This window comes from Pseudomonas sp. GGS8, from assembly GCF_024168645.1.
Lineage (GTDB): Bacteria > Pseudomonadota > Gammaproteobacteria > Pseudomonadales > Pseudomonadaceae > Aquipseudomonas.
This window is the reverse complement of record NZ_JALJWF010000001.1, coordinates 5,000,703-5,020,449: the sequence shown is the minus strand read 5'-3', so window position 1 is coordinate 5,020,449 and position 19,747 is coordinate 5,000,703. Positions and strand designations below refer to the sequence as shown.

Below are 19,747 nucleotides of genomic sequence, written 5' to 3'. Positions count from 1 at the left end.
TCTCTCCGTCTCTCACATCTGATCGCGCCCGCTCTAATCAGATACCTTGTGGACCTGCCGGTGAGGGGCATGGTGTCGGTAATTCAGCCGATATCGACGTTCATGGCGATGTCCCAAGTGCCGGCGCCGTTTTTGGCCAGGCCGATCATCATCAGGCCGAGCGCCTCGAGCGTCTGGGCCATGTGCAGGCCACCGACATCCAACGGACGCAGCCCGAGACTTTCGATGAACGTCGAGACGCGCGCCTTGGCCTCCGGATCGTCGGCGGCGATGAACGCGTCGAGGGGGCCTCCCTTGGCAAGGACGTGGCCGAAAAGGGTGTTGAATGCCTTCACGACATGCGCGCTGGCGGGGGCGATCTTGGCGATCTCCTGTGCACCAGAACTGCCGGCGGGAGAGACGAGGCCCGAGAGGTCCGGAGAGGCCGTGTTGGTGATGTCGATGATCACCTTGTCGTCAAGCGCGTCCCCGTACTCGGCCACCACCGACGCCGCACCGGTGTACGGCACGGCGAGGATGACGATGTCGCCGGCCGGAGTGGCCCCGTACGTCCCTGTGGTCGCTCCGGCTGCGAGCTTGTCGGCCAGCGCCTGCGCCTTGGCGGGGTCGCGGCTGGCCACCTCAACGGTGTATCCAGCTTTGACGGTACGACCGGCGATGGCCGCGGCCATGCCTCCTGAACCGATGATGCTGATAGTGTTCATGTGTAATCTCCAAATGAGTTGGGGTATTGCCCGCAATCTCTGAACGGGCTTCCCCCGGTTGGTATCCCGTGTTGTGCCGGGCTCGTTGCGACCCGGCGAACAGCCTCAGCTCACTCAGGCGGCAGGGAAGTAATGGCCATTGTCCATATCGGCAAACAGGCCGGGCTGCGTTGGTGTCCAGCCGAGCATCTGGCGCGTGATATCGTTCGACGCCGGGGTATCCAGCGTCACCAGGTTCGCGAGGAAGCCGAAGAAACCCGGCCCCATCATTACGTCCACAGGAATGGGCACGACGGGAAGGTTCAGACGGCTGCCAATGGCCTCCGCGATCTCGCGGTACGGGATAGCCCCTTCAGCAACCGCATGCCAGGATCTGCCAGCGGGACTCTTCTCCAGCGCCAGGCGGAACAAGGTAGCGAGGTCGCGGGCATGCACTGCCGCCCACCGGTTGGAGCCGTCGCCGGGGAAGCCAACGACGCCCTTTTCCTTTGCTTGCCCGATGAGGACCTGAAGGAAACCGGCCTTGTCGGTTGAGCTGTGCATGATTTCAGAAATACGCACGACCGAAGACCGCACGCCCCGCTCTGCGAGACCGACTACAGTCATCTCCACGATGTTCCGAACCCGCAGCGAGCCCTTATATTGATCGCCAGCCGGAGAAAGAGCCGGATCCTCCTCGGTCGCCGGTCGGCTCTGGAGCGGCCCAGGAACCGGCCAACCCTCGTTAGTCGGCGAACCGATGCTTCCCGACACGACCAGCGGCTTTCCCGTTCCAGCCAGTGCATCACCGTATGCGAGCATGATCTGGACCTCCGCTGCGGCAACAGCGTCGATCCCGCCGACCGGAAGCAGGTCTTGTCTGTGCGCGACGTGGATCACGCCGTCGGCGGCTGCAGCCGCCTCCTTGAGCCCCTCGAGATCATCGAGATCACCGCGACGCACCTTTGCGCCGAGCGCGGTGATCGCCTGCGCCGCACTGTCCGACCGGGCCAAAGCGGTGACCTCGTGGCCGGCGGCGATGAGGTCGGAGATGATGTAGGGACCGGAATGGCCGGTCCCGCCAGTAACGAAAACGCGCATGTTGGTGTTCCTTGTAAGTGAGATGAAAAAATGGTGCTACGGGTGCACTCAGCCGAGAAGGCTGACGCCGATTGAGAAGTGGGTGTGCTTGACGGAGTGGGCGATGAGGCCCAGCGAAAGCAGACAGGCGTGCTCCAGCGTTCGCGCCATGAGCAGCGGCCCGATGTCCATCGGGCGTAATCCGAGGCTCTCGATGAATGCCGAGACGCGTGCCTTCGCCTGCGCGTCGTCTCCAGCGACGAATACGTCCAACGGGTGGCCCTCGACAGGACCGGCAGCCAGGACGTGGGAGAAGTGGGTGTTGAACGCCTTGATGACTTCGGCGTCGGCTGGGGCTGCTTTGGCGATTTCCTGCGCGCCGAAACTATTCTCAGGGGTCACAAAGCTTGTGAAGTCGGGGGCGACGGGGTTGGTGATGTCGACAAGAAGCTTGCCTGCCAATTCTTCGCCGTACTGCTTCACCACGTCGAGAACGGCTGAATAGGGAACCGCCAGGATGACAATATCCCCGGCCGGCGCGGCGCCGAACATTCCTGTCGTCGCTCCGGTTCCGATCTGCTCGGCCAGCGCCCGCGCCTTGGCGGCGTCACGACTCATCACCTCGACGGTGTGTCCGGCTTTGGCGGCAAGGCCGCCGATCGCTGCGGCCATGCCACCTGAGCCGATGATGCTGATAGTGCTCATGCGCAGTTTCCTTACAGATATGGGTTGATCATTCAAGGACTACCGACACCATCCGGAGAACTCATTCAACGTGCGATCCATGCTGGCCGTTTTACTTGCAAAACGCAAGTGATCTATAGAGTTTTACTTGTGAGATGCAAGCAATGCTAAGATCCAGCCATGAAGACAACTCTTAAAGAAGACTTTCGATCCCATTGCGCGGTGAACTACGGCGTGGAGATTTTCGGCGACCGGTGGTCGCTCTTGATCATTCGCGACATCGTTTTTGTTGGAAAGAAGACGTATGGCCAGTTTCTGAAATCGGAAGAAGGAATCGCGACCAATGTTCTTGCTTCCCGACTTGCCTTTCTTGAGGAGCAAGGCGTTCTCTCGAAGGCGCCCAGCCCCGACGACAGACGCAAGGACTTTTACACGTTGACCGAGAAGGGCCTGGACCTCATTCCCATCGTGATCAACATTGTGCTCTGGAGCGCGAAGCATGATTCGAAGTCGTACGTGCGGCGCCACGAGGATTTAGTTGCTCGATTAAGTCAAAACCCCATGCAGGTGAGCGAGGAAGTGAAGGCGCTGGTCCGCAATGGCGGGTGCCTCTTTCCTGAGAGCGGGGGATGAACAAGGCGGCGAACGCGCCCTGTCACGGCGCACAAACCAGATGCACATACCGCTGGCTGCGGGACGCTTGAGGGAGGACAAGACTCTGCACCAACGCAGCCAAGGCAACGTCGAGTGGCGCCAGGCCCAAGATCAATGCATCTACCCTTTGTGGGCTGTCTCGGCACTTAGGGCCTGGAGCTCGCGACCATCTTTGAGGCCCGCGCCAGTGCTTGCGTGTCGACGTACTCCCGGATGTTCGTCAGCTTGCCATTGCGAACAGTGATGGCGAAGACAAAATAGTCCTCAAACGTCCTGTTCGTGGCTTTGACTTTCCCCGTGGCAAAGCCGACTACCAGAACCCGGTCTCCCTGCGCTACGAACTCGGGGGGTTCCGGGGATGAAATTTCCATCTCTGCCGAAGCCTTCTGAAGCACGTCTGCCAATCCCGCGTGCCCGCGATACGTGCCAGCCAGCGGCCAGTCCTCTCCCGGAATGATCCACTCGATATCTTCGGCAGACAACGCCAGCAGACTGTGCCTATCGCCACCGCCCATTGCTGCAAAAAAGTCTTTCACAATCTGAATATTCTCTTGAATGCTCATAAAGACCTCTCCACTGCTCTTACATCGGATCGCGTAGTGTCGGTCATTCAGCCGGGGACGAGGCCAAGTTGTTGTTGCATTGTGGAAGCCTCGTTATAGCAGTGGAAAGATGTGACCTTCCCTCCCTCGAGGTGGAAAACATCGCAGGACGGAACATCTATCGTCTTACCCGTGGGAGCTAGAGTCCCCGAAGCAAGAGCCAGATCACCTTTGTGCGTTCCCCGAATCGCGAGTTCGACAGCGACGACGTCTCCCGCGACGTGGATGTTAAATATCTCACGGTGGACATCGGGGAATGCACTCACCAGAGCCGCGATAGACTCACCAATGGCCTTCCCGCGAAATTTCATGCCGGATGCCATATCCCACATGTATCCTTCCTCAGAGAACATGGAGACAAACTTCTCGATATCCGTTCCTTGGCCTTCCGCGGCGGCGCAGAGTTCTCTGATTATTCTTTCATTATTAAGCATCATCGATCCTCTTCTTCATTATTGGGCACTTATCCAATCGTATAAATTGTGGACCTATCAGCGAGGACCTGAAGCCGGCGTCGCCCTCGCTTCAGTCAAACAGTGGCGGCCCTTTGTCCACGAGGCAGGATCGCATCAAAATTTGCGATCACGTTTCATCAGTCGAACTTGACCAAATCCTTGAAGATTAGTTGACCCCAGCTATTTCCGCGCGCCTGCACAAGCAGTCCACCTTCCGAAAGGCCGCCCAGTTTGATCGGCGAGAAACCGAGACTCTCTGCAAGCACACCGACTTCCGCTGCGGCGCCATCATCGTCACTCGCCAGGAGTCTTGCTCAAGGACGCCAGCAACCAAATGGTTGAAGCCCTTAACCAGTCTTCCACCCGTGAAGGCCTGCGCGATGACCTTGGAAGAAGGCTGACCTCCCAGTTCCTCAGGAGACACGCCATAGGCGTTGGTCACATCGATGATGGTCTTGCCCTTCCAGGTCGGCTACGCCTTCGCGACATCCGGGTGCGACTCGAAACGAACCGCCAAAAAGACGATGTCCGCCTTGACGGCTTCCGCCAGTGTTTTGGGAATGATCTGGGGTCCAATCGCGGCCGTGGCGGATGCAAAGCTTCCCGGGTCGCGCGTGGTTGCAACGGATACTTCGATGCCTTTGCGGGCAAAGGCCTTGGCCAGGGCCTGGCCGATATTGCCGAAGCCGATAATTGCGTAGCTCATATATTCTCCTTGGATTTACCACGCCCTGCGGGTTCCAAATATCGATGGAGTTACCGGCCGGGCGTGGCGAGTCAGATTTGCGCCAGGCCGCCGTCGACGGCGAGCGCTCGAACCGGTCAGGATGATCGAACCGCCCTGCCCCATCAGCGGCAGCGCCTTCTGGACTGTGAAGATCGTCCCCTTCACGTTGGTGTCGAAGGTTTCGTCAATGTGCTCGGCGGTGATTTTGCCGAGCGCAAGCTGGCTTCCCGCCCCGGCATTGGCGAAGACGATGTCGAGGGTTCCGCGCTCGGCCAGGTCGGAGACCGAGCCCTTCACCGCACGGGCATTGGGGGACTACACGCTGACCCTGCTCGGCCGCAGCCTGGCTGACGCGATCGTCCCGCTATGCAACTGGGGAACCGAGAACGCGGCGGAAATGGCAAGCATCTTCGCCAAGCGCAACACTTTTCCCTAGCAGGATGCTGAAGAACCGTTGAGTCGGACGCCCTCCGCATTCGAGGGAGGGCGGCAGGTGCGCCTGCACCAAGCAAAAAACCTCAAACTCACCAATAACCGAGCAGTAAAGGTCAACGAAGGGCCGAAAAACCACTCAATGTGGTGAGCAGGTTCTCTGCTGGTAGCCGTGCCTGAGCTCAGGCCAGCTGAATCCGACTTTTTCAACAGAATCGACCCACAACGAACGGTCAGCGATTACCGGCTTCATGAGCGAGTTACAGTTGGTCTGTCGACGGAAGGGACAGCAAACAGATGCTCGGCGGCAAAGTCCACGAATACACGGATCTTCGGTGAAAGATGGCGACTGGACGGCCACAACGCCCAGAACTGACCTTGATCTTCGCTGTGGCCGTCGAGCACCGTTTCCAGGCGCCCCTGGGCGATAGCTTCGCGCGCCAGGAAGTCCGGGACAAATGCGATACCGTGCCCATCCACCACAGCCATCAGCATGGCTTCCATGTTGTTCAATGTCAGAGCGGTTGGCAGGCGCAACTGCGTGAACTGGGGGGCCGAAGACATACTCCAGTCCATTATTTTACCCGTCGTGACAAATCGGTAACGCAAGCACTCGTGATGCTCCAGGTCACTGATAGTGACGGGCCGTCCTTTACGCTGCAAATAGTCAGGCGATGCGCACAGGACAAACTTAAAAGGCCCCAGCTTGCGTGCCATCAGCTTGGAGTCGGCCAGCCCACCGCTGCGAATCACCACGTCAAAGCCTTCATCGATCACATCCACCAATTGGTCGTTGAAGTCCAGCTCCAGCTCAATCTCCGGGTAGGCTTTGCGAAACCGCGCCATATGGGGCAAGAGAAAGCGATAACCGATGGTGGGCAAACTGACGCGTAACTTTCCACGGGGTTCCTGTGTGGCATGGGAAAGCATCGCCCGGGCATCTTGAAGATCGTCGAGGATCTTGCGGCAGCGTTCATAGAACAACTGTCCCTCCGCAGTCAGGCTGACTTTGCGGGTGCTGCGGTGCAATAACCGCACATTCAGCGAAGCCTCAAGTTTGGCGACGTTTTTGCCCACGGCCGAGGCAGAAATCCCCAACGCCCTGGCGGCGCTGATGAAACTGAGCGCCTCGGCGGTTTTTACGAATGAGATCACTCCACTAAGACTGTCCACAAATCGATTACATCCTTTTGGTTCACTATAAGTGGAATAAAAGCCCGTTTATCTTCGATTGTATCCTAACTAGAGTGTGCGAACGATCGCGCGCCTCGGCCTGGACAGCACGGATACTTCATAGACATGCAGGGAATGACTTAATGAACTCAGCCACCGAACCGCTGCCGGCCCAGGGCCGGCACTCCATCTTGGCTGCAATTTGCCTGGCAGCCTTGGTATTGCCCATGAGTTTTACCGGCGGGACAGTGGCCACGCCGTTCATTGGTCAAACTTTTGATGCCCTGCCCACGGAATTGGCCTGGATCACCAATGCCTTCATGCTCAGCTTCGGCAGCCTGCTAATGGCGACCGGTACCCTCGCGGACCTCTACGGACGCAAGCGCCTGTTCATGTGCGGCATGGTGTTGTTTGCACTGGTGTCGACCCTGTTGGCGGTGGTTCCCGATATTTTCTGGCTGGACTTGTTGCGTGGCGTGCAGGGCATTGCCGCGGCGGCAGCCCTGGCCAGCGGATCGGCGGCATTGGCACAGGAGTTTGATGGACATGCCAGGACGCGTGCATTCAGCCTTCTGGGCACCACTTTCGGGGTTGGCCTGGCCTTCGGTCCGTTGTTATCGGGGTTGCTGATCGAGTACATGGGCTGGCGCGCAATTTTTCTTTGCACCGCCCTGATCGCCATCCTTTCTTTGATATTTGCCCTGCCGAAAATGCGCGAAAGCCGCGACCCGCAAGCACAACGTCTGGATACGCCCGGCGTGCTGACGTTTTCCGGCCTGTTGATCACGTTTACCACGGCGGTGATCCTGGCACCTGAGCAAGGCTGGAGCTCGCCGGTCATCCATGCGCTGCTTGGCGCGTCGGCGGTCTTTTTGCTGCTGTTTATCATGGTTGAAAATCGGGCAAAACATCCGATGCTGGAACTGGGGCTATTGCTGTTTCCGCGCTTTGTCGGTGTACAGATCCTGCCGATCGGCACCTGCTATTGCTACATCGTCTTGATCGTATTGCTGCCGTTTCGGTTTATCGGCGTGGAAGGGGCCAGTGCCTTTGAAGCGGGGCTGATGATGTTGGCACTCTCTGCCCCGATGCTGATTGTCCCGATCATTGCCGCGTCGCTAACTCGCTGGTTGTCGGCGGGCGGACTCTGCGCCATCGGCTTCGTGATCGCAGCGGCCGGGCTCTACTGGCTGAGTACGATCCCGGTCGGCACGCACGCGCAGATCATCGCGGCCATGCTGCTGACCGGTATTGGTACAGGCCTGCCCTGGGGCTTGATGGATGGTTTGTCGATCAGCGTGATCCCCAAGGAACGGGCGGGGATGGCCGCTGGTATTTTCAACACGACGCGGGTGGCCAGCGAAGGTGTCGCCCTGGCAATCACTGTGGCGGTGCTGACGGCCCTGGTCGCACACCATCTGAGCATCAGTGACTCGGTCAAACTGTCCGCTGTTGACTATTCAACTATCGCGCAACGCCTGGTGATGGGTGATATCCAGCACGCGAGCACCGACGCCAGCCAAATCCCGTTGACGATGCTGCGCTCGGCCTATACCGCAGGATTCAACACCTTGTTGCAACTACTGGCGATGTTCACGCTGTTCACTGCCGCCGTGGTCTTTCTATTCCTGGGACGCCAAAGCGAAGTCGGCGCTGAATCCGCGCCCGATGTCGTCCGTCTCTCATCGGGTACCTGAAAGGCGCTTTGGAGCCATCAGCAGGCCGGGAATTTGCTTAAGAGCACGATTTTCGTTCCAGTCCTGAGTGTCAAACCTGCTCTAAAACGTTTTCACATAGCCTGAGCCAGAAGCTGCCAGAAGCAGCCAGTCAATGAAGCAGTAGCCTGCGACCGAGATCAATCACAGGTCAATGCGGCTGAGACAACTCAAAAGCCTGCTCAAGGAGCACCAAAGCGGGCGAGCGCAGCATCGATAAATCGTCGGAGTTTGGCTGTTCTCTGACGATTGGCCGTGTAGAGCAAATGCATTTGTCGGCTCGGTGCTTCGTAATCAGTTAACAGTCGGACTAACTCGCCGCTGCGCAACGCGGGCTCCAGAAAGTCTTCGGGACCAAGGACAATCCCGAACCCGTCCAGCGCTGCCGACAGCAGTGCTTTGCTCTCGTTGACCTGCAATCGACTAACGACTTGTACCCGTTCAACTGCGCAGCCTTTGCAGAACACCCATTCGCGGTCGGCCGGCCGGGACCAATAGGCATACCCCAGACACTCATGGTTCTTCAGATCATCCGGTATTTGCGGCACTCCGCGGTCGGTCAGATAGCTCGGTGCCGCACAGGCTACCAACCGATAAGGCGCCAACGGCCTGGCGGTCAAACTGGACGCGGTCAACGGGCCAATTCTGAAAGTCACTTCATAACCCTCCTCCACCAGATCGACAAAGCGATCGGTCAAATGCAGATCGATTTCGACTTCCGGGTGTTGACGCAAAAACTCCGTCACAAAGGGCATGAGGCTATAGGAGCCGAACGTTACGGGAGCGCTGATTTTCAGTTTGCCGCGCGGGGTGTCGTTCATGATCTGCGCAAGGGAGTCGGCAGCCTGAGCCTCGCTCAAAATGTGCTTACAGCGTTCGTAGTAAGCGCTGCCCAACTCAGTCAGGCTCTGGCGTCGAGTGGTACGGTTCAGCAACCGCGCACCTAGCCGCTGCTCAAGCGCGGCAACATGCTTGGCCACCATCTGCGGCGACAGGCCCAATCGCTCGGCAGCACTGGCATAGGAACCGGATTCCGCTGCCATCACAAACGCCCCCATGCTCGTCAGACGATCCATCATTCAACACTCCTGGTAACGAGACTAAGTAGCCGATGATTATTTATCTGTCATTGGTTGGCAATCATCATGGTTTCTTCTTACTAACCAGCGGAGCAAGGACATGCGTATCGGCATTATTGGGGCAGGTTTCATCGCACGTGCAGTGGCGCAATTGGTCATCACGGCGGGACACGAGGCGATGCTCAGCAACTCACGTGGGCCTCAGACCATGAGCAGCGTGCTTAGCGGCATTCCTGGCAGTCAGGTCGGCACTGTCGAGGAGGCAGCACAATTTGGCGAAGTGGTGCTTGTGGCCATTCCTCTTGCGCATTACCGAAGCGTGCCGGCCAAGTGGCTAGAGGCTAAAACCGTGCTGGATGCCAATAATTACTACCCGGAACGCGACGGTCACATTGCCGCTCTCGACCGATTCGAAACCACCACCAGCCGCCTGCTCGCCGAGCATCTGCCCCACTCCAGCGTGGTCAAGGTGTTCAATGCCATCCTCGCCCAGGACCTGACGCAAGACTCGCGCCCGAAAGCAGCGCCCGACCGACGCGCACTGCCGATCGCTGCGGATGATCCGGCGGCGAAAGCGCTGGTGATCACGTTGCTGGACGAGATTGGATTCGACGCGGTAGATGCGGGCAGTATTGATGAAAGCTGGCGATTCGAACGGGCGAAACCCGCCTACTGCATACCACTGGATAAAGAGGGGCTGAAGGCTGCCTTGGCTGCGGCGCATCGGCAGATAGAATTGCCCGAGGGGTCGTGGCGCCGCTGAATAGCCCACAAACCACTGGATCGAGAGAAGACTTGGAGCTGACTGAGGATAATGTCAGCTTTAGGTCGACTCCGACCTGTGACGGCCGGCAACAGTCGACCCAATAGGGTTGTCCACAACGCCCCATCAATTGGGCCGCAAGCGGCCGCCCTTAACGATGTGGGTGTACAGTCAAAGACACCAGTTTGAGCACAATGGGGCGAACGACGAGTATGCACAGGAATGCCACTGGCATGGCCAATTTATAGGCGTGCAGCGCATTACTTAGGTAATCAATCTCAATGCCGGAATTTGCCGCAGTGATCACGAATGACATCAAGAGCGCCATGATTGTGGCCATATACAGTGCGAAAACATAAGGCGTAGCGCGAACCGAGAGCTTACGTTTGAAAAATAGAGCTCTAGAGGATGTTTTTGGATTCATATCAGACCTTTTTGATCTTCGATTGATAGGTGATGAACACCATAGCAAGATCAAAAATTAGCAACTAGACGGCTAGCAGTGGTTGCTTTATAAACAAAATCTTATGAATGACTCTTCTCGCTGGGACAAAGATGAACCTGTTAGGGGCGATTGCTAGCTTTATCAAGGTGGTTGAAGCGGGCTCTATCGTGGGCGCGGCCAAAACCCTGGGCGTCAGTGCGGCAGCCATTAGCCAGACCATAAATCGCTTGGAAACCCACCTAGGTACGCGCCTTCTCCAGCGCACCACGCGTAGCATGGCGTTAACCGAAAGCGGCGTGGTGTACTACGAAAAAGTGAAACGCATAGCGCGTGATCTCGAATCGGCGCAAAGCGCGATCACCAGCGCGCAGACTCAACTCCAAGGGCGACTGTGCATCGCTTCTACCGCCGCTTTCGGGCGGCATGTGCTGGCATCACTAATCGCCGGCTTCGCTGCACGTTACCCACGCCTGACACTTGAACTCTCAACCACAGATCGCAAAATTAATCATATTCAAGACGGCATTGATCTGAGCCTGCGGATAAAACCACAACTAGAAGAGGGAATCGTCGCTCGCAAGATCGTTTCAGTCCCTTTTATCATCTGCGCGTCACCCATCTATTTGGAACGAGTCGGCTGGCCACTCGACCCTGAAGAACTCCAACACCATGCCTGTCTAGCGTTTCGCTACCCGCTGGACGGACGCTTTCTACGTTGGGTTTTTATCCGGGATGGCCAACGTTACGAAGCTACTCTCAATGCGACCGCAATCAGCGACGATGTTGACGCTCTAGCCCAAATGGCCATCCGCGGCGCGGGAATAACCCGTTTGGCGGAGTTCGTGGCGGCGCCCTATATCGAAAGTGGCCAACTCGTTCCTCTGTTTGAACATCGCCACGCTTCAACTTATGCCTACGCTGAACCGCTCGATATTTATGTATGCGTCCAGGAGCGCGCCGCCATCACACCCAAGGTCAAAGCTTTTATGAATTATTTGACTGAACATCTGGAAATGCGCTGGCCGATGGAAAATACCTTTACGGCGTCCTGATACGGTGCTTTGCCGCCTTCATAAATTCAATGGCCGAACTTTGCATCGGATAACAGTTACGTACTGCTGCTTGCCGGTGACTACGGCCGATTGCAGTCTGATTCAACGGGCAGCTTCACGCCCTGAGGAAGTCAGTCAACCAAAATCGAGGTTCTTGAGAAGCGATGAACCACGCTTCCTCAAGGCATTCAAATAGGTGGGTTTCATCGTAGAGCGTCCTGGTCTGCCAGACCCGGTACAGAATCCGAATCCACTTAAACGCCAGTGGGCTGTCCGTTTAGCCGACCGCTCACATCCCAACGTGGCCGCTATCGCACTTAGCTAACAAAACTGCACGCACGGCTTGGGCGATGGTGCACAACGACACTGATTACCAACCGGATCGAGCAGCGGCCTTACCTATTCATCCCGGGAGAAGCACCCCACACCACGATTGCGGAGCTACCCGAGCAATGGCAAACCGGTCGAACCGGTCGAACCGGCGACGGTAAAACCCTCAAATGTCCAGGTGCGCAAAGCACGTAGAAGCGATTGGGAACCGGCGCGCGAATAGCCCATCATGGCCCTGCATCGAATCGATGCCGAAGTCAGAGTCCGAATATACGTGTGCAGTCGGCACGGGCGCCAAAGCAAAGGAGGCTTGCAACGAGGAGGAGTCCATATACAGACGTTCGATCCATGCCTGCTTTCAGCCAAAAAGAGAAGCTGGCCATCTCCCGCAAGCCCGTATTGCTAAAGTTCCCGACTCACCAGCCGACAGCCTTCGCTCCCACTTCACGGATGATTTTAATGTTCCGCTCTCTTTTTTTCGGCGTTGCTTTGCTCGCCGTCGGCGCCGCCTGCACTGCCCAAGCCCAGACTGTCACCACGCCCGAACAACTGCTGACTGAATTCTCTCGTTGCGATGCGCGTTTCTTCGAGAGCCTGCGCGATGCCCGCCTGCCAGCAGGTACCTTGCGCCTGAGTAACTACGGCTCGGTCAAGGCACCGACCATCATGAGTCCGCTGCAGGAAGGTGGCACTTACCAACACTTCGAAACACCCCTGATCGTTAACGGCGTGCGTATGGTCGGCTATTACAACCAGGCCGAAACCATCAAGAACGTCGGCAATTTTCTGTTCTGGGGTTTCGTAGCCGATGGCTTGCCGCAAGAGGTGGCCGCAAAACTCAAGCCGCTGATCGTTGACAACGCACGCTTTGTCAGTCAGGGCAAAGCCATTACCCGCGCCGAAATTCGCCGCGTCGGAGACCCGATCGGTCAATGGCGCACCGAAGGACTGACCGGCCCCGGCGTTGCCACGCCATTTGGTTTCGTAGACCGCGTGTTGATCGTCGACACGGGCGACACGACACCGCCGCTCGCGGGACACACAACTGTGTTCTGCTCGCTACAAGGCACCGTGACCGCGCCGCTCTTGCAGGTCTATCGCCCTGACCTCAACGCTCATCTGCTCGACTGACAAGGATGCTTATCATGAATACTCGCTGGCCCGCGCTGATCGCCTGCTCCGTCATCCTCACAGGTTGTGCAGGGATGCAGAACCCGCAAAAAGCCAACCTTGTCCACTGCGCTAATCAGTTTAAAGCGTCCAAAGCCGAAAACTACTCCCTGGTGCTGCAGGAAGGTGATCTATGCCTACAGAAAAATACGCTGCCCACCTCGCTGCAAAGTTTGATTTACGCAGTGCAGGCCGACGCCTACAGCAACCTCAAGCACTTTCCCGAAGCCGTGGCCGCCAAGGAAAAATCCATGCAACTGGCGGTCAAGCCTGATCCGCGCGCCAACCTGGACTTGAGCGCCATGTATCGCGACGCTGGCAACCCGAAAAAAGCCCTTGAACTCGTGCAGTACAACCTTGACAACGGGATGGAAGAAGCCGGAAAGGGTTCCGGCTTCCACATGCCGACCTACTATCATCTGGGCCTCGCGCTGACAGACCTGGGTCAGTACCGAGAGGCCGCTGAAGCATTCAGCACCGGCCTTCAGCGCCAGCCGGACTATGCCTGGGCCTATTATGCGCGCGGGATCGCGTACGACCATTTGGGAAGCAGGGACGACGCCAAGGCCGACTTCATGAAGTTCTCGCAGATCGCCAACAAGAAGTACGTGCTGGAGGAGCAAAAGGCCAAGCTCGCCGAGTACAGGATTTCCATGCCGTAATAGGAGAGCCTGCTTAGCGGCGAATGCGGTGGGTCAGCGAGCGCGGAGTGACCGCTTGCCTCGCATCTCAGATGAGGGAACGATCACCTCTGCTAAATCCCTCGGGGGATGCCGGCAGTATTCGGAGGACATAAAGCCGGTAACCGCTGATGGATTCCAATCCGTTAACGGAAGACCGGAATCGTCCCTGACGACGTGCGACGATCCCCGGCAGCCTTCAACTTCTGCCCCAGTTCGCCAATACGACGCTCCCCCTCCTCAAGGGCCCCAAGCCAATATGTTCAAAGATTTCGACCATCATTGGCACGCCAGCGAGCTTGGCACCGCCAGCTGCCAGAAACGCCAAGGCGGCTATAAGACGTAATCCGAGGGATGTGTACTTGAAAGCGCTGCTCGTGCTGTTGAATTGATTGAAAGCTTTATTACTCATGTGAGTGTCCACTTTAGACGGCGCAAAGCCTAACGAAGATGGGTTAACAGGGGACAATGCATAGGCGAAAAAGAATGCCCCCTGCCCTTTTTTTAAACGCCGGCAGTAGCTTCGCGGACGAAGTCTTCATAAGAACGCAGCGGGTGCCCAATGATGGCTTCCAGCCGGTCCACGGCTCCTTCAGCTGCTTGCATGCCGAACTTCTGGATACCCGCCATCATCAGGCGCATGTCGTATGCCAACCAGCCGGGACCGTACGAAGCCAGTTGCCCTTCGAAGGCCGCTACATCGTCACCACCGTAAGCGATCTCGCGACCCAGGGCGGAACTCCAGGTCTTTGCCACGGATGCACCAACCAGTGCTTGTGGCCCAACCAACTCCAGCGTTACACGATCAAGAGCAGAAGACGCCTTGTCGCGTCGCAGCAGTTCTGCCACGGCGACATCGGCAATATCGCGCGCATCAATCATTGAGACGCCGGCCGAGCCAATTGGCATCGGGTACACCGAGTAGTTCTGGATCGTCTGTTGGACCATGAGGTCGTTTTGCATAAAGTAAGCGGGACGCAGAATAGTCGCGGGAATGTCGAGGCTTTCGATCATCCGCTCAACGGTATGCTTGCCCGTGAAGTGCGGAACATTGGTGAACTTGTCGGCATGAATCACCGAGAGGTAGACGATGCGCTCAATGCCAGCCTCTTGAGCGAGGTTCAGCGTAATGAGGGCTTGCGTGACCTCGTCAGGCGTAACGGCGTTGAGCAGAAACAGTGTCCGTACCGAAGACAGCGCAGCGCGCATCGAAGGTACATCGGTGAGGTCTGCTACAACTTCAGTGACACCAGCCGGGAAGTCGCGTTTACCAGTTTGGCGCACGAGCGCTTTGACCTCGGCGCCCGCCTCAGCCAGGCCCTGAGTGATGAGTGAACCAATGGTGCCCGTGGCACCAGTAACGAGAATGCTCATTTTGAATCTCCTGCAGTGAGAGATGGAGTAGATCAGCGAGAGAAGTCCGCCACGACTTTTCCAGTCCCGGAAACGGTGCGATTGCGTTCAATCGCCTGGGGGATGTCTGCGAAGCCAACGACCTCCCCGATCCTGCTCCGCAGCGTGCCGTTGGCGATTTCTTTTGCCAGCGAAGCCAGAAGTTCGGGATCAGGTGTGTTCATGAACCACAGGCCTCGGCGATTGGCCGGGGTACGCGCCAGAATGTCGGGCGACGACGTGCCGACAATGACGCCGTTCTCAGCCAGCACCTGCCAAGAGCGATCCAGCACCTCACCCCCGACATAGTCGAGTACCAGGTCAATGTCCCGGACGATGTCTTCGAAACGTTGGGTTTGATAGTCGATGACATGATCGGCACCGAGGCTGCGTACATAGTCCAGGTCAGCCGTGCCCGCAGTTGCGAAGACCTGCGCAGCTGCCCGCTTGGCGTACTGCACGGCATAGGCGCCCAGCCCACCGGCAGCACCGTGAATAAGGATTCGCTGGCCGGGATGAATCGGCCCCGCATGATTGAGGCTCTTCCAGGCTGCCACGGCAGCGACAGGAACAGCAGCAGCATGGACATCATCAAGATTCACAGGCGTAAGGGAGAGGCTCGACTCACTGACGCTCACACATTCAGCGTAAGCGCCCAGGCCTCCCACCGCGCCCATGACGCGATCGCCAATACGGAAGCGAGAGACACCGGGGCCGACAGCCTCGACAACACCCGCCATTTCGGCGCCCAGCACTATTGGCAATGGAAGCGGGAACGCGTTTCGTACATGACCTTCGCGGACCTTCCAATCAATACCGTTTACGCCGGCGGCACGAACCCGAACGAGAACCTGGTCTTGCCCAGGTTCTGGCTTTTCGATTTTGGCCACTTCCACGGCGTCAGCACCGCCGTATGCCCGGATCATTACAGCTCGTTGCAGGGTGCTCATTGCAATTCCTCGTATCGAGTTCCGATGACGAGAAGATATGCTGTTGCGCAGATAAAGCGCAGACACCAAAATACAGACACTTCGTTTCAAAATTGGAACACTATGAATCTGAATGCTCTGATCGACTTCACACTCGTCGCAACGAATGAGGGGCTTGGAAAGGCGAGCCGTGCGAGCGGCATATCCAAAGCCACCCTATCGCGTCGAATCTCCGACCTTGAGGAGCAACTGGGGGTGAGGCTGATCGAGCGTAGCGCTCGCGGCCTGAAGCTAACCGAAGCTGGCGAAATGCTGATGGCTCGAACAGAAGGACCGTTGGGCGAGGTGGCCGAAGCCATGACAGCAGCCCGTGAGGGCGTATCGACGCCTCGCGGACGCTTGCGTGTCGCCTCCCCAGTCCTGTTCTCCCAGCTTGCAATGGGCCGCATCGGAGCAGAATTCTGTGCCGCCTACCCGGAGGTCGAAATCGAAGTCGTGGCGGAGGATCGCCTGGTTGACCTTGTGGAGGAACAATTCGACGTCGCCATCCGGATCAACCCGAGCCCGGACAGCAGTTTGGTCGGCCGGTGCTTCGCCAAAGACCGGCTGGTAGTCGTGGCGGCGCCTGAAGTAATTAAGCCAACGCCGGGCGCAATCAGGCCCGTTCCTGGCATCGTAACATCGAGCTTCCAGCCCACCCACTGGAGTCTCGATGGCGGACAGTTGGTCCTGGAGCCGATCCCAAAGCTGCGATTCTCCTCGTTACTGATGGTCCGCGATGCGGCTATCGCCGGTGGTGGTGTTGCCCTTATTCCACAGTCCATCGCATGGAGCCAGCTCGCCCGTGGTGAGTTGGTCCAGTGGGGCACGGTATCGGGTGTAGAACCGGAGCTTTGGGTCTTGCATACCTCTAGGCGCTTGGCTACTCCAAAAGTTCGAGCATTCGTCGATTTCATATGCGCGGAATATCCGAACATGTCTCTGGTACTAACAGGATAGAAGGCAGCACATGGGTCTCGGGTATTGAGGGGATCTAGACCACGGCCCCAAGCAAATGCCCCACCAGTGCGGTGACCCCCATGGCCAACGCGCCCCAGAAGGTTACTCGCCAGGCGCCGGCGATAATGCTGGCACCGCCGGCTCTGGCAGCAATGGCGCCCAATGTCCCGAGAAACACCAATGACATACCCGATATCCAGCGCACCGAGCTCTGCTCCGGTGCGAAAAACGTCACGGCTAGAGGCAATGCGGCGCCCACCACAAAGCTGGCGGCCGAGGCCAGAGCGGCCTGCAAGGGTTTGGCGGTGAGGGTTTCGCTGATACCCAGTTCGTCTCTGGCATGGGAGCCCAGCGCGTCGTGGGACATCAATTGGTCAGCCACCTGATGGGCCAGTTCCGGCGAGACGCCGCGATGCATGTAGATGTTGGCGAGCTCAAGTCGTTCTGCTTTCGGATCGCTCGCCAATTCTGCTCGTTCCCGGGACAGGTCGGCCCGCTCGGTGTCAGCCTGGGAGTGAACGGAAATGTACTCGCCTGCAGCCATGGACATGGCACCGGCCATCAGCCCTGCCATTCCTGTAACCAGCAAGGTGGCGTGGCTCGCATTGGCCGCAGCGACGCCAATCAGCAGACTGGCGGTGGAGACAATGCCGTCGTTGGCCCCTAAAACGGAGGCGCGGAGCCAGCCGATCCGATCGCTTCGGTGGTACTCGGTGTGCCTATACATGAATTTCATTGTTTAAAGGGGGCTCACTGTCGTCGGTGGCTAAGAGGTTCAGGTGGCTGGCAATTGGCGTGGACGCTTCTTAAGCTGCGCCTGCAACTGGCCACCGACAATGGGCATAGTGTAGGCATAAGACTTCCCTCACATCGACCCAGTGTCGATAGCTGCCGGACGTGGCGATGGCGGCATCGCCGAGCTCCATTACACCCATGACTTTAGTTGAGCATCTAGGTTACCGTCGTGCCATTGAAGCGCCCGGTGTGGGTGGGATTGTCGACAAAGGCCGAGTCAGCTTAAGCAAAGATCGCGATTGTTTGAGCCATACATTCCTTACTGGAATGCAGCACATAAAATTAATGAATTTTTATTATTTCTATGTGTGGCGTAGCTTGGATTTCAGGACATGGAGAACCGACTTGAAATCATCCCCTCTCAACGCCGCTGAAAAATTTGATACCTCCCGAGCCAATGAGTACGGCCGACAGAGCCGTATTGCACTGGCAGGATATGACGCCTGCCAAGACTTGGCTGCGTGCATGCTGGCGGCAAGCCTTGGCAATGCAAACTCGGCAAAAATACTGGTGGTTGGTGCTGGTGGTACGGCACAGGAAATTATTGCCATGGCCAAGCTTGAGCCAGGTTGGCGCTTCACTGCCGTTGATCCATCCGAGCCGATGCTGGAGGCAGCGAAGCAGCAGTTAGAGGCAAACAACTTGCTTGAAAGAACGGCCATGCATCTCGGGAATGTTGAAGACCTGGCGGCAGACCAGTCATACGACGCAGCCACCCTGATCGGCGTACTCCATCATCTCGAAGGGGATGGTACCAAGCGACAAATTCTACGATCCATTCGGGCTCATCTAAAGCCGGGGGCACCGCTGATTGTCGCGGGGAATCAATATGCTTACGCCAGCCAGCCGTTACTGCTGGCTGCCTGGGGGCAGCGATGGCGGCAGCATGGAGCCAGCCCGGATGAAGTGAAGGCCAAGCTTGGGAAAATTCTTCAGGGCGCTGATCCTCCACATTCCGAGGCGGCGGTTCAAAAACTTTTGCATGACGCCGGATTCGGGGACACTACCCGTTTCTTCAGCAGCCTTTTCTGGGGGGCCTGGCTGACATGCAAAGCGCCCTGAACAGGGCCGAGAATGGCTGTTTGTGGCCGATTCTGTTGAAAACGTCGGTTCTTCCAGACTGCCCGCATACTGACCGCCGAAACGCCTTTTTTGCGCGCTGCTACGCGAAATCTGAGCCCGAAATCCTCTGCTCAATAATTGAGGAAGCTATGACTGACCGCGAGCAACTCCATCGAAATGGCTTTGCGCTACTTCGTCGAGCGATCCCGGCCGAGTGGCTGGGTGACCTTCGTGCCGTGTTCGATGCGGGCGTGAAACCGGCAGACCAGTGGCCAGTGCCGCGTGGCATGGATTGGCGCCACTCGCTGCTGGACGCTGATTCGAAAGTTCAGGCCGTGTGTCGTCTGCCGGAGGTGCTGGCGGTGGTTGGCGAGTTGATTGGAGAACGGTTCTTCCTCTCGCAGGTAGAGGGTCGTGAGCCCCTTGCAGGTGGCGGTCATCAGCGGCTGCACCGCGACTTGTCGGCCCAACGGCCAGGCGACATTGTGAACGCCATCGCTTTTTTTGACGATTATGGCCCCGAGAACGGCGCAACACGTATCGTCCCCGGCAGCCATCGCCCAGACCAGGGAGCGCCGCCATTCAACTTCAATGACGAGTCCCGGTCTGTACAGCTTTCCGGCGCCGCTGGCGACATCTTGGTGTTTGATGTGGATTTAGTGCATGCGGGCAGTCTGAACTCAATCGGCGCACGCCGACGCTCCATCCTGATCAGCTATTTTGCGGAGACTTTATACGCATCACACTTGGAAACGGTGAGCCTGCGAAGTATTCGGATGGACACGACCGATCGATTCGAACCCTCGAACTTTTCTTTCGAGGGCTATATGGATTGAATAGGCTGAT

General features: G+C 57.6%; 22 protein-coding genes and 1 pseudogene. 9 read left to right on the top strand and 14 right to left on the bottom strand.

Translation table 11 applies throughout. From position 1 onward, the window contains the following. Positions 1-83 precede the first annotated feature (83 nt). The 3 genes from J3D54_RS22505 to J3D54_RS22495 form a co-directional block, all read right to left on the bottom strand. Entirely contained in the window at positions 84-704 is a 621-nt protein-coding gene (locus tag J3D54_RS22505) for an NADPH-dependent F420 reductase (protein WP_253422787.1), read from the bottom strand. A 114-nt stretch (positions 705-818) separates the two neighbouring features. Further along, the gene (locus J3D54_RS22500) at positions 819-1,784 is read right to left on the bottom strand and encodes an SDR family oxidoreductase (RefSeq protein ID WP_253422784.1); all 966 of its coding nucleotides are present in this window, start codon (positions 1,782-1,784) and stop codon (positions 819-821) included. Positions 1,785-1,832: 48 nt separating this feature from the next. After that, on the bottom strand, positions 1,833-2,468 hold the full coding sequence (locus J3D54_RS22495; protein WP_253422781.1) for an NADPH-dependent F420 reductase: 636 nt from the start codon (positions 2,466-2,468) through the stop codon (positions 1,833-1,835). 159 nt (positions 2,469-2,627) lie between these two features. Here J3D54_RS22495 and J3D54_RS22490 point away from each other — a divergent pair, with 159 nt between their 5' ends. Next, on the top strand, positions 2,628-3,080 hold the full coding sequence (locus J3D54_RS22490; RefSeq protein ID WP_018930255.1) for a helix-turn-helix domain-containing protein: 453 nt from the start codon (positions 2,628-2,630) through the stop codon (positions 3,078-3,080). Between the two features lie 167 nt (positions 3,081-3,247). Here the strand turns inward: J3D54_RS22490 and J3D54_RS22485 are convergent, their stop codons facing one another. The 5 genes and pseudogenes from J3D54_RS22485 to J3D54_RS22465 form a co-directional block, all read right to left on the bottom strand. After that, positions 3,248-3,664: a nuclear transport factor 2 family protein gene (locus J3D54_RS22485; protein ID WP_253422778.1), complete on the bottom strand. Its 417-nt coding sequence runs from the start codon at positions 3,662-3,664 to the stop codon at positions 3,248-3,250. Between the two features lie 47 nt (positions 3,665-3,711). After that, positions 3,712-4,140 carry a nuclear transport factor 2 family protein gene (locus tag J3D54_RS22480; protein WP_253422775.1) on the bottom strand — a complete coding sequence of 143 codons (429 nt, stop codon included), beginning with the start codon at positions 4,138-4,140 and terminating at the stop codon, positions 3,712-3,714. 490 nt (positions 4,141-4,630) lie between these two features. After that, positions 4,631-4,864 (bottom strand): NAD(P)-binding domain-containing protein, encoded by a 234-nt coding sequence (locus J3D54_RS22475; protein ID WP_253422772.1) that lies wholly within the window; start codon positions 4,862-4,864, stop codon positions 4,631-4,633. A 15-nt stretch (positions 4,865-4,879) separates the two neighbouring features. After that, positions 4,880-5,197 (bottom strand): annotated as a pseudogene (locus J3D54_RS22470) (SDR family oxidoreductase); the annotation flags it as partial. 369 nt (positions 5,198-5,566) lie between these two features. Then, on the bottom strand, positions 5,567-6,490 hold the full coding sequence (locus J3D54_RS22465; protein WP_253422769.1) for a LysR family transcriptional regulator: 924 nt from the start codon (positions 6,488-6,490) through the stop codon (positions 5,567-5,569). Between the two features lie 143 nt (positions 6,491-6,633). Between J3D54_RS22465 and J3D54_RS22460 the strand changes: the two genes are divergently transcribed. Continuing rightward, complete coding sequence (locus J3D54_RS22460) at positions 6,634-8,187, top strand: MFS transporter (RefSeq protein ID WP_253422766.1); 1,554 nt, start codon at positions 6,634-6,636, stop codon at positions 8,185-8,187. A 200-nt stretch (positions 8,188-8,387) separates the two neighbouring features. Here the strand turns inward: J3D54_RS22460 and J3D54_RS22455 are convergent, their stop codons facing one another. Further along, entirely contained in the window at positions 8,388-9,284 is an 897-nt protein-coding gene (locus tag J3D54_RS22455; protein WP_253422763.1) for a LysR family transcriptional regulator, read from the bottom strand. 100 nt (positions 9,285-9,384) lie between these two features. Here J3D54_RS22455 and J3D54_RS22450 point away from each other — a divergent pair, with 100 nt between their 5' ends. Further along, positions 9,385-10,047, top strand: coding sequence for an NADPH-dependent F420 reductase (locus J3D54_RS22450; RefSeq protein WP_253422760.1), 663 nt, complete (start codon positions 9,385-9,387; stop codon positions 10,045-10,047). Positions 10,048-10,198: 151 nt separating this feature from the next. Here J3D54_RS22450 and J3D54_RS22445 read toward each other — a convergent pair whose 3' ends face one another. Beyond that, on the bottom strand, positions 10,199-10,471 hold the full coding sequence (locus J3D54_RS22445; RefSeq protein ID WP_253422757.1) for a DUF2798 domain-containing protein: 273 nt from the start codon (positions 10,469-10,471) through the stop codon (positions 10,199-10,201). A 131-nt stretch (positions 10,472-10,602) separates the two neighbouring features. Here J3D54_RS22445 and J3D54_RS22440 point away from each other — a divergent pair, with 131 nt between their 5' ends. The 3 genes from J3D54_RS22440 to J3D54_RS22425 all read left to right on the top strand — a co-directional run bounded on the left by J3D54_RS22440 (position 10,603) and on the right by J3D54_RS22425 (position 13,706). Then, positions 10,603-11,544, top strand: coding sequence for a LysR family transcriptional regulator (locus J3D54_RS22440; protein ID WP_253426724.1), 942 nt, complete (start codon positions 10,603-10,605; stop codon positions 11,542-11,544). A gap of 789 nt (positions 11,545-12,333) precedes the next feature. After that, positions 12,334-13,005, top strand: coding sequence for a hypothetical protein (locus J3D54_RS22430; protein ID WP_253422754.1), 672 nt, complete (start codon positions 12,334-12,336; stop codon positions 13,003-13,005). Positions 13,006-13,019: 14 nt separating this feature from the next. Further along, the gene (locus J3D54_RS22425; protein ID WP_253422751.1) at positions 13,020-13,706 is read left to right on the top strand and encodes a tetratricopeptide repeat protein; all 687 of its coding nucleotides are present in this window, start codon (positions 13,020-13,022) and stop codon (positions 13,704-13,706) included. 217 nt (positions 13,707-13,923) lie between these two features. Here J3D54_RS22425 and J3D54_RS22420 read toward each other — a convergent pair whose 3' ends face one another. The 3 genes from J3D54_RS22420 to J3D54_RS22410 form a co-directional block, all read right to left on the bottom strand. Next, on the bottom strand, positions 13,924-14,136 hold the full coding sequence (locus J3D54_RS22420; protein WP_253422748.1) for a hypothetical protein: 213 nt from the start codon (positions 14,134-14,136) through the stop codon (positions 13,924-13,926). Between the two features lie 92 nt (positions 14,137-14,228). After that, positions 14,229-15,098, bottom strand: coding sequence for an NmrA/HSCARG family protein (locus J3D54_RS22415; RefSeq protein WP_253422746.1), 870 nt, complete (start codon positions 15,096-15,098; stop codon positions 14,229-14,231). 32 nt (positions 15,099-15,130) lie between these two features. After that, positions 15,131-16,066, bottom strand: a complete 936-nt coding sequence (locus J3D54_RS22410; protein WP_253422744.1) for an NADP-dependent oxidoreductase — start codon at positions 16,064-16,066, stop codon at positions 15,131-15,133. Positions 16,067-16,168: 102 nt separating this feature from the next. On the opposite strand from J3D54_RS22410, the gene J3D54_RS22405 reads away from it, so the two are divergent. Further along, positions 16,169-17,044 carry a LysR family transcriptional regulator gene (locus tag J3D54_RS22405; protein WP_253422742.1) on the top strand — a complete coding sequence of 292 codons (876 nt, stop codon included), beginning with the start codon at positions 16,169-16,171 and terminating at the stop codon, positions 17,042-17,044. A gap of 34 nt (positions 17,045-17,078) precedes the next feature. On the opposite strand, the gene J3D54_RS22400 is transcribed toward J3D54_RS22405, so the two are convergent. Beyond that, positions 17,079-17,780 (bottom strand): VIT family protein, encoded by a 702-nt coding sequence (locus J3D54_RS22400; protein WP_253422740.1) that lies wholly within the window; start codon positions 17,778-17,780, stop codon positions 17,079-17,081. Positions 17,781-18,184: 404 nt separating this feature from the next. On the opposite strand from J3D54_RS22400, the gene J3D54_RS22390 reads away from it, so the two are divergent. Beyond that, positions 18,185-18,901 carry a class I SAM-dependent methyltransferase gene (locus J3D54_RS22390; protein WP_253426722.1) on the top strand — a complete coding sequence of 239 codons (717 nt, stop codon included), beginning with the start codon at positions 18,185-18,187 and terminating at the stop codon, positions 18,899-18,901. A gap of 149 nt (positions 18,902-19,050) precedes the next feature. Next, the gene (locus J3D54_RS22385; protein ID WP_253422738.1) at positions 19,051-19,737 is read left to right on the top strand and encodes a phytanoyl-CoA dioxygenase family protein; all 687 of its coding nucleotides are present in this window, start codon (positions 19,051-19,053) and stop codon (positions 19,735-19,737) included. The last annotated feature ends 10 nt before the right edge of the window (positions 19,738-19,747 follow it).

Excerpts from the sequence above, each read along its gene's own strand:
- J3D54_RS22505 (WP_253422787.1), bottom strand. The coding sequence starts at position 704 with ATGAACACTATCAGCATCATCGGTTCAGGAGGCATGGCCGCGGCCATC.
- J3D54_RS22500 (WP_253422784.1), bottom strand. The coding sequence starts at position 1,784 with ATGCGCGTTTTCGTTACTGGCGGGACCGGCCATTCCGGTCCCTACATC.
- J3D54_RS22495 (WP_253422781.1), bottom strand. The coding sequence starts at position 2,468 with ATGAGCACTATCAGCATCATCGGCTCAGGTGGCATGGCCGCAGCGATC.
- J3D54_RS22490 (WP_018930255.1), top strand. The coding sequence starts at position 2,628 with ATGAAGACAACTCTTAAAGAAGACTTTCGATCCCATTGCGCGGTGAAC.
- J3D54_RS22485 (WP_253422778.1), bottom strand. The coding sequence starts at position 3,664 with ATGAGCATTCAAGAGAATATTCAGATTGTGAAAGACTTTTTTGCAGCA.
- J3D54_RS22480 (WP_253422775.1), bottom strand. The coding sequence starts at position 4,140 with ATGATGCTTAATAATGAAAGAATAATCAGAGAACTCTGCGCCGCCGCG.
- J3D54_RS22475 (WP_253422772.1), bottom strand. The coding sequence starts at position 4,864 with ATGAGCTACGCAATTATCGGCTTCGGCAATATCGGCCAGGCCCTGGCC.
- J3D54_RS22460 (WP_253422766.1), top strand. The coding sequence starts at position 6,634 with ATGAACTCAGCCACCGAACCGCTGCCGGCCCAGGGCCGGCACTCCATC.
- J3D54_RS22455 (WP_253422763.1), bottom strand. The coding sequence starts at position 9,284 with ATGATGGATCGTCTGACGAGCATGGGGGCGTTTGTGATGGCAGCGGAA.
- J3D54_RS22450 (WP_253422760.1), top strand. The coding sequence starts at position 9,385 with ATGCGTATCGGCATTATTGGGGCAGGTTTCATCGCACGTGCAGTGGCG.
- J3D54_RS22445 (WP_253422757.1), bottom strand. The coding sequence starts at position 10,471 with ATGAATCCAAAAACATCCTCTAGAGCTCTATTTTTCAAACGTAAGCTC.
- J3D54_RS22440 (WP_253426724.1), top strand. The coding sequence starts at position 10,603 with ATGAACCTGTTAGGGGCGATTGCTAGCTTTATCAAGGTGGTTGAAGCG.
- J3D54_RS22430 (WP_253422754.1), top strand. The coding sequence starts at position 12,334 with ATGTTCCGCTCTCTTTTTTTCGGCGTTGCTTTGCTCGCCGTCGGCGCC.
- J3D54_RS22425 (WP_253422751.1), top strand. The coding sequence starts at position 13,020 with ATGAATACTCGCTGGCCCGCGCTGATCGCCTGCTCCGTCATCCTCACA.
- J3D54_RS22420 (WP_253422748.1), bottom strand. The coding sequence starts at position 14,136 with ATGAGTAATAAAGCTTTCAATCAATTCAACAGCACGAGCAGCGCTTTC.
- J3D54_RS22415 (WP_253422746.1), bottom strand. The coding sequence starts at position 15,098 with ATGAGCATTCTCGTTACTGGTGCCACGGGCACCATTGGTTCACTCATC.
- J3D54_RS22410 (WP_253422744.1), bottom strand. The coding sequence starts at position 16,066 with ATGAGCACCCTGCAACGAGCTGTAATGATCCGGGCATACGGCGGTGCT.
- J3D54_RS22405 (WP_253422742.1), top strand. The coding sequence starts at position 16,169 with ATGAATCTGAATGCTCTGATCGACTTCACACTCGTCGCAACGAATGAG.
- J3D54_RS22400 (WP_253422740.1), bottom strand. The coding sequence starts at position 17,780 with ATGAAATTCATGTATAGGCACACCGAGTACCACCGAAGCGATCGGATC.
- J3D54_RS22385 (WP_253422738.1), top strand. The coding sequence starts at position 19,051 with ATGACTGACCGCGAGCAACTCCATCGAAATGGCTTTGCGCTACTTCGT.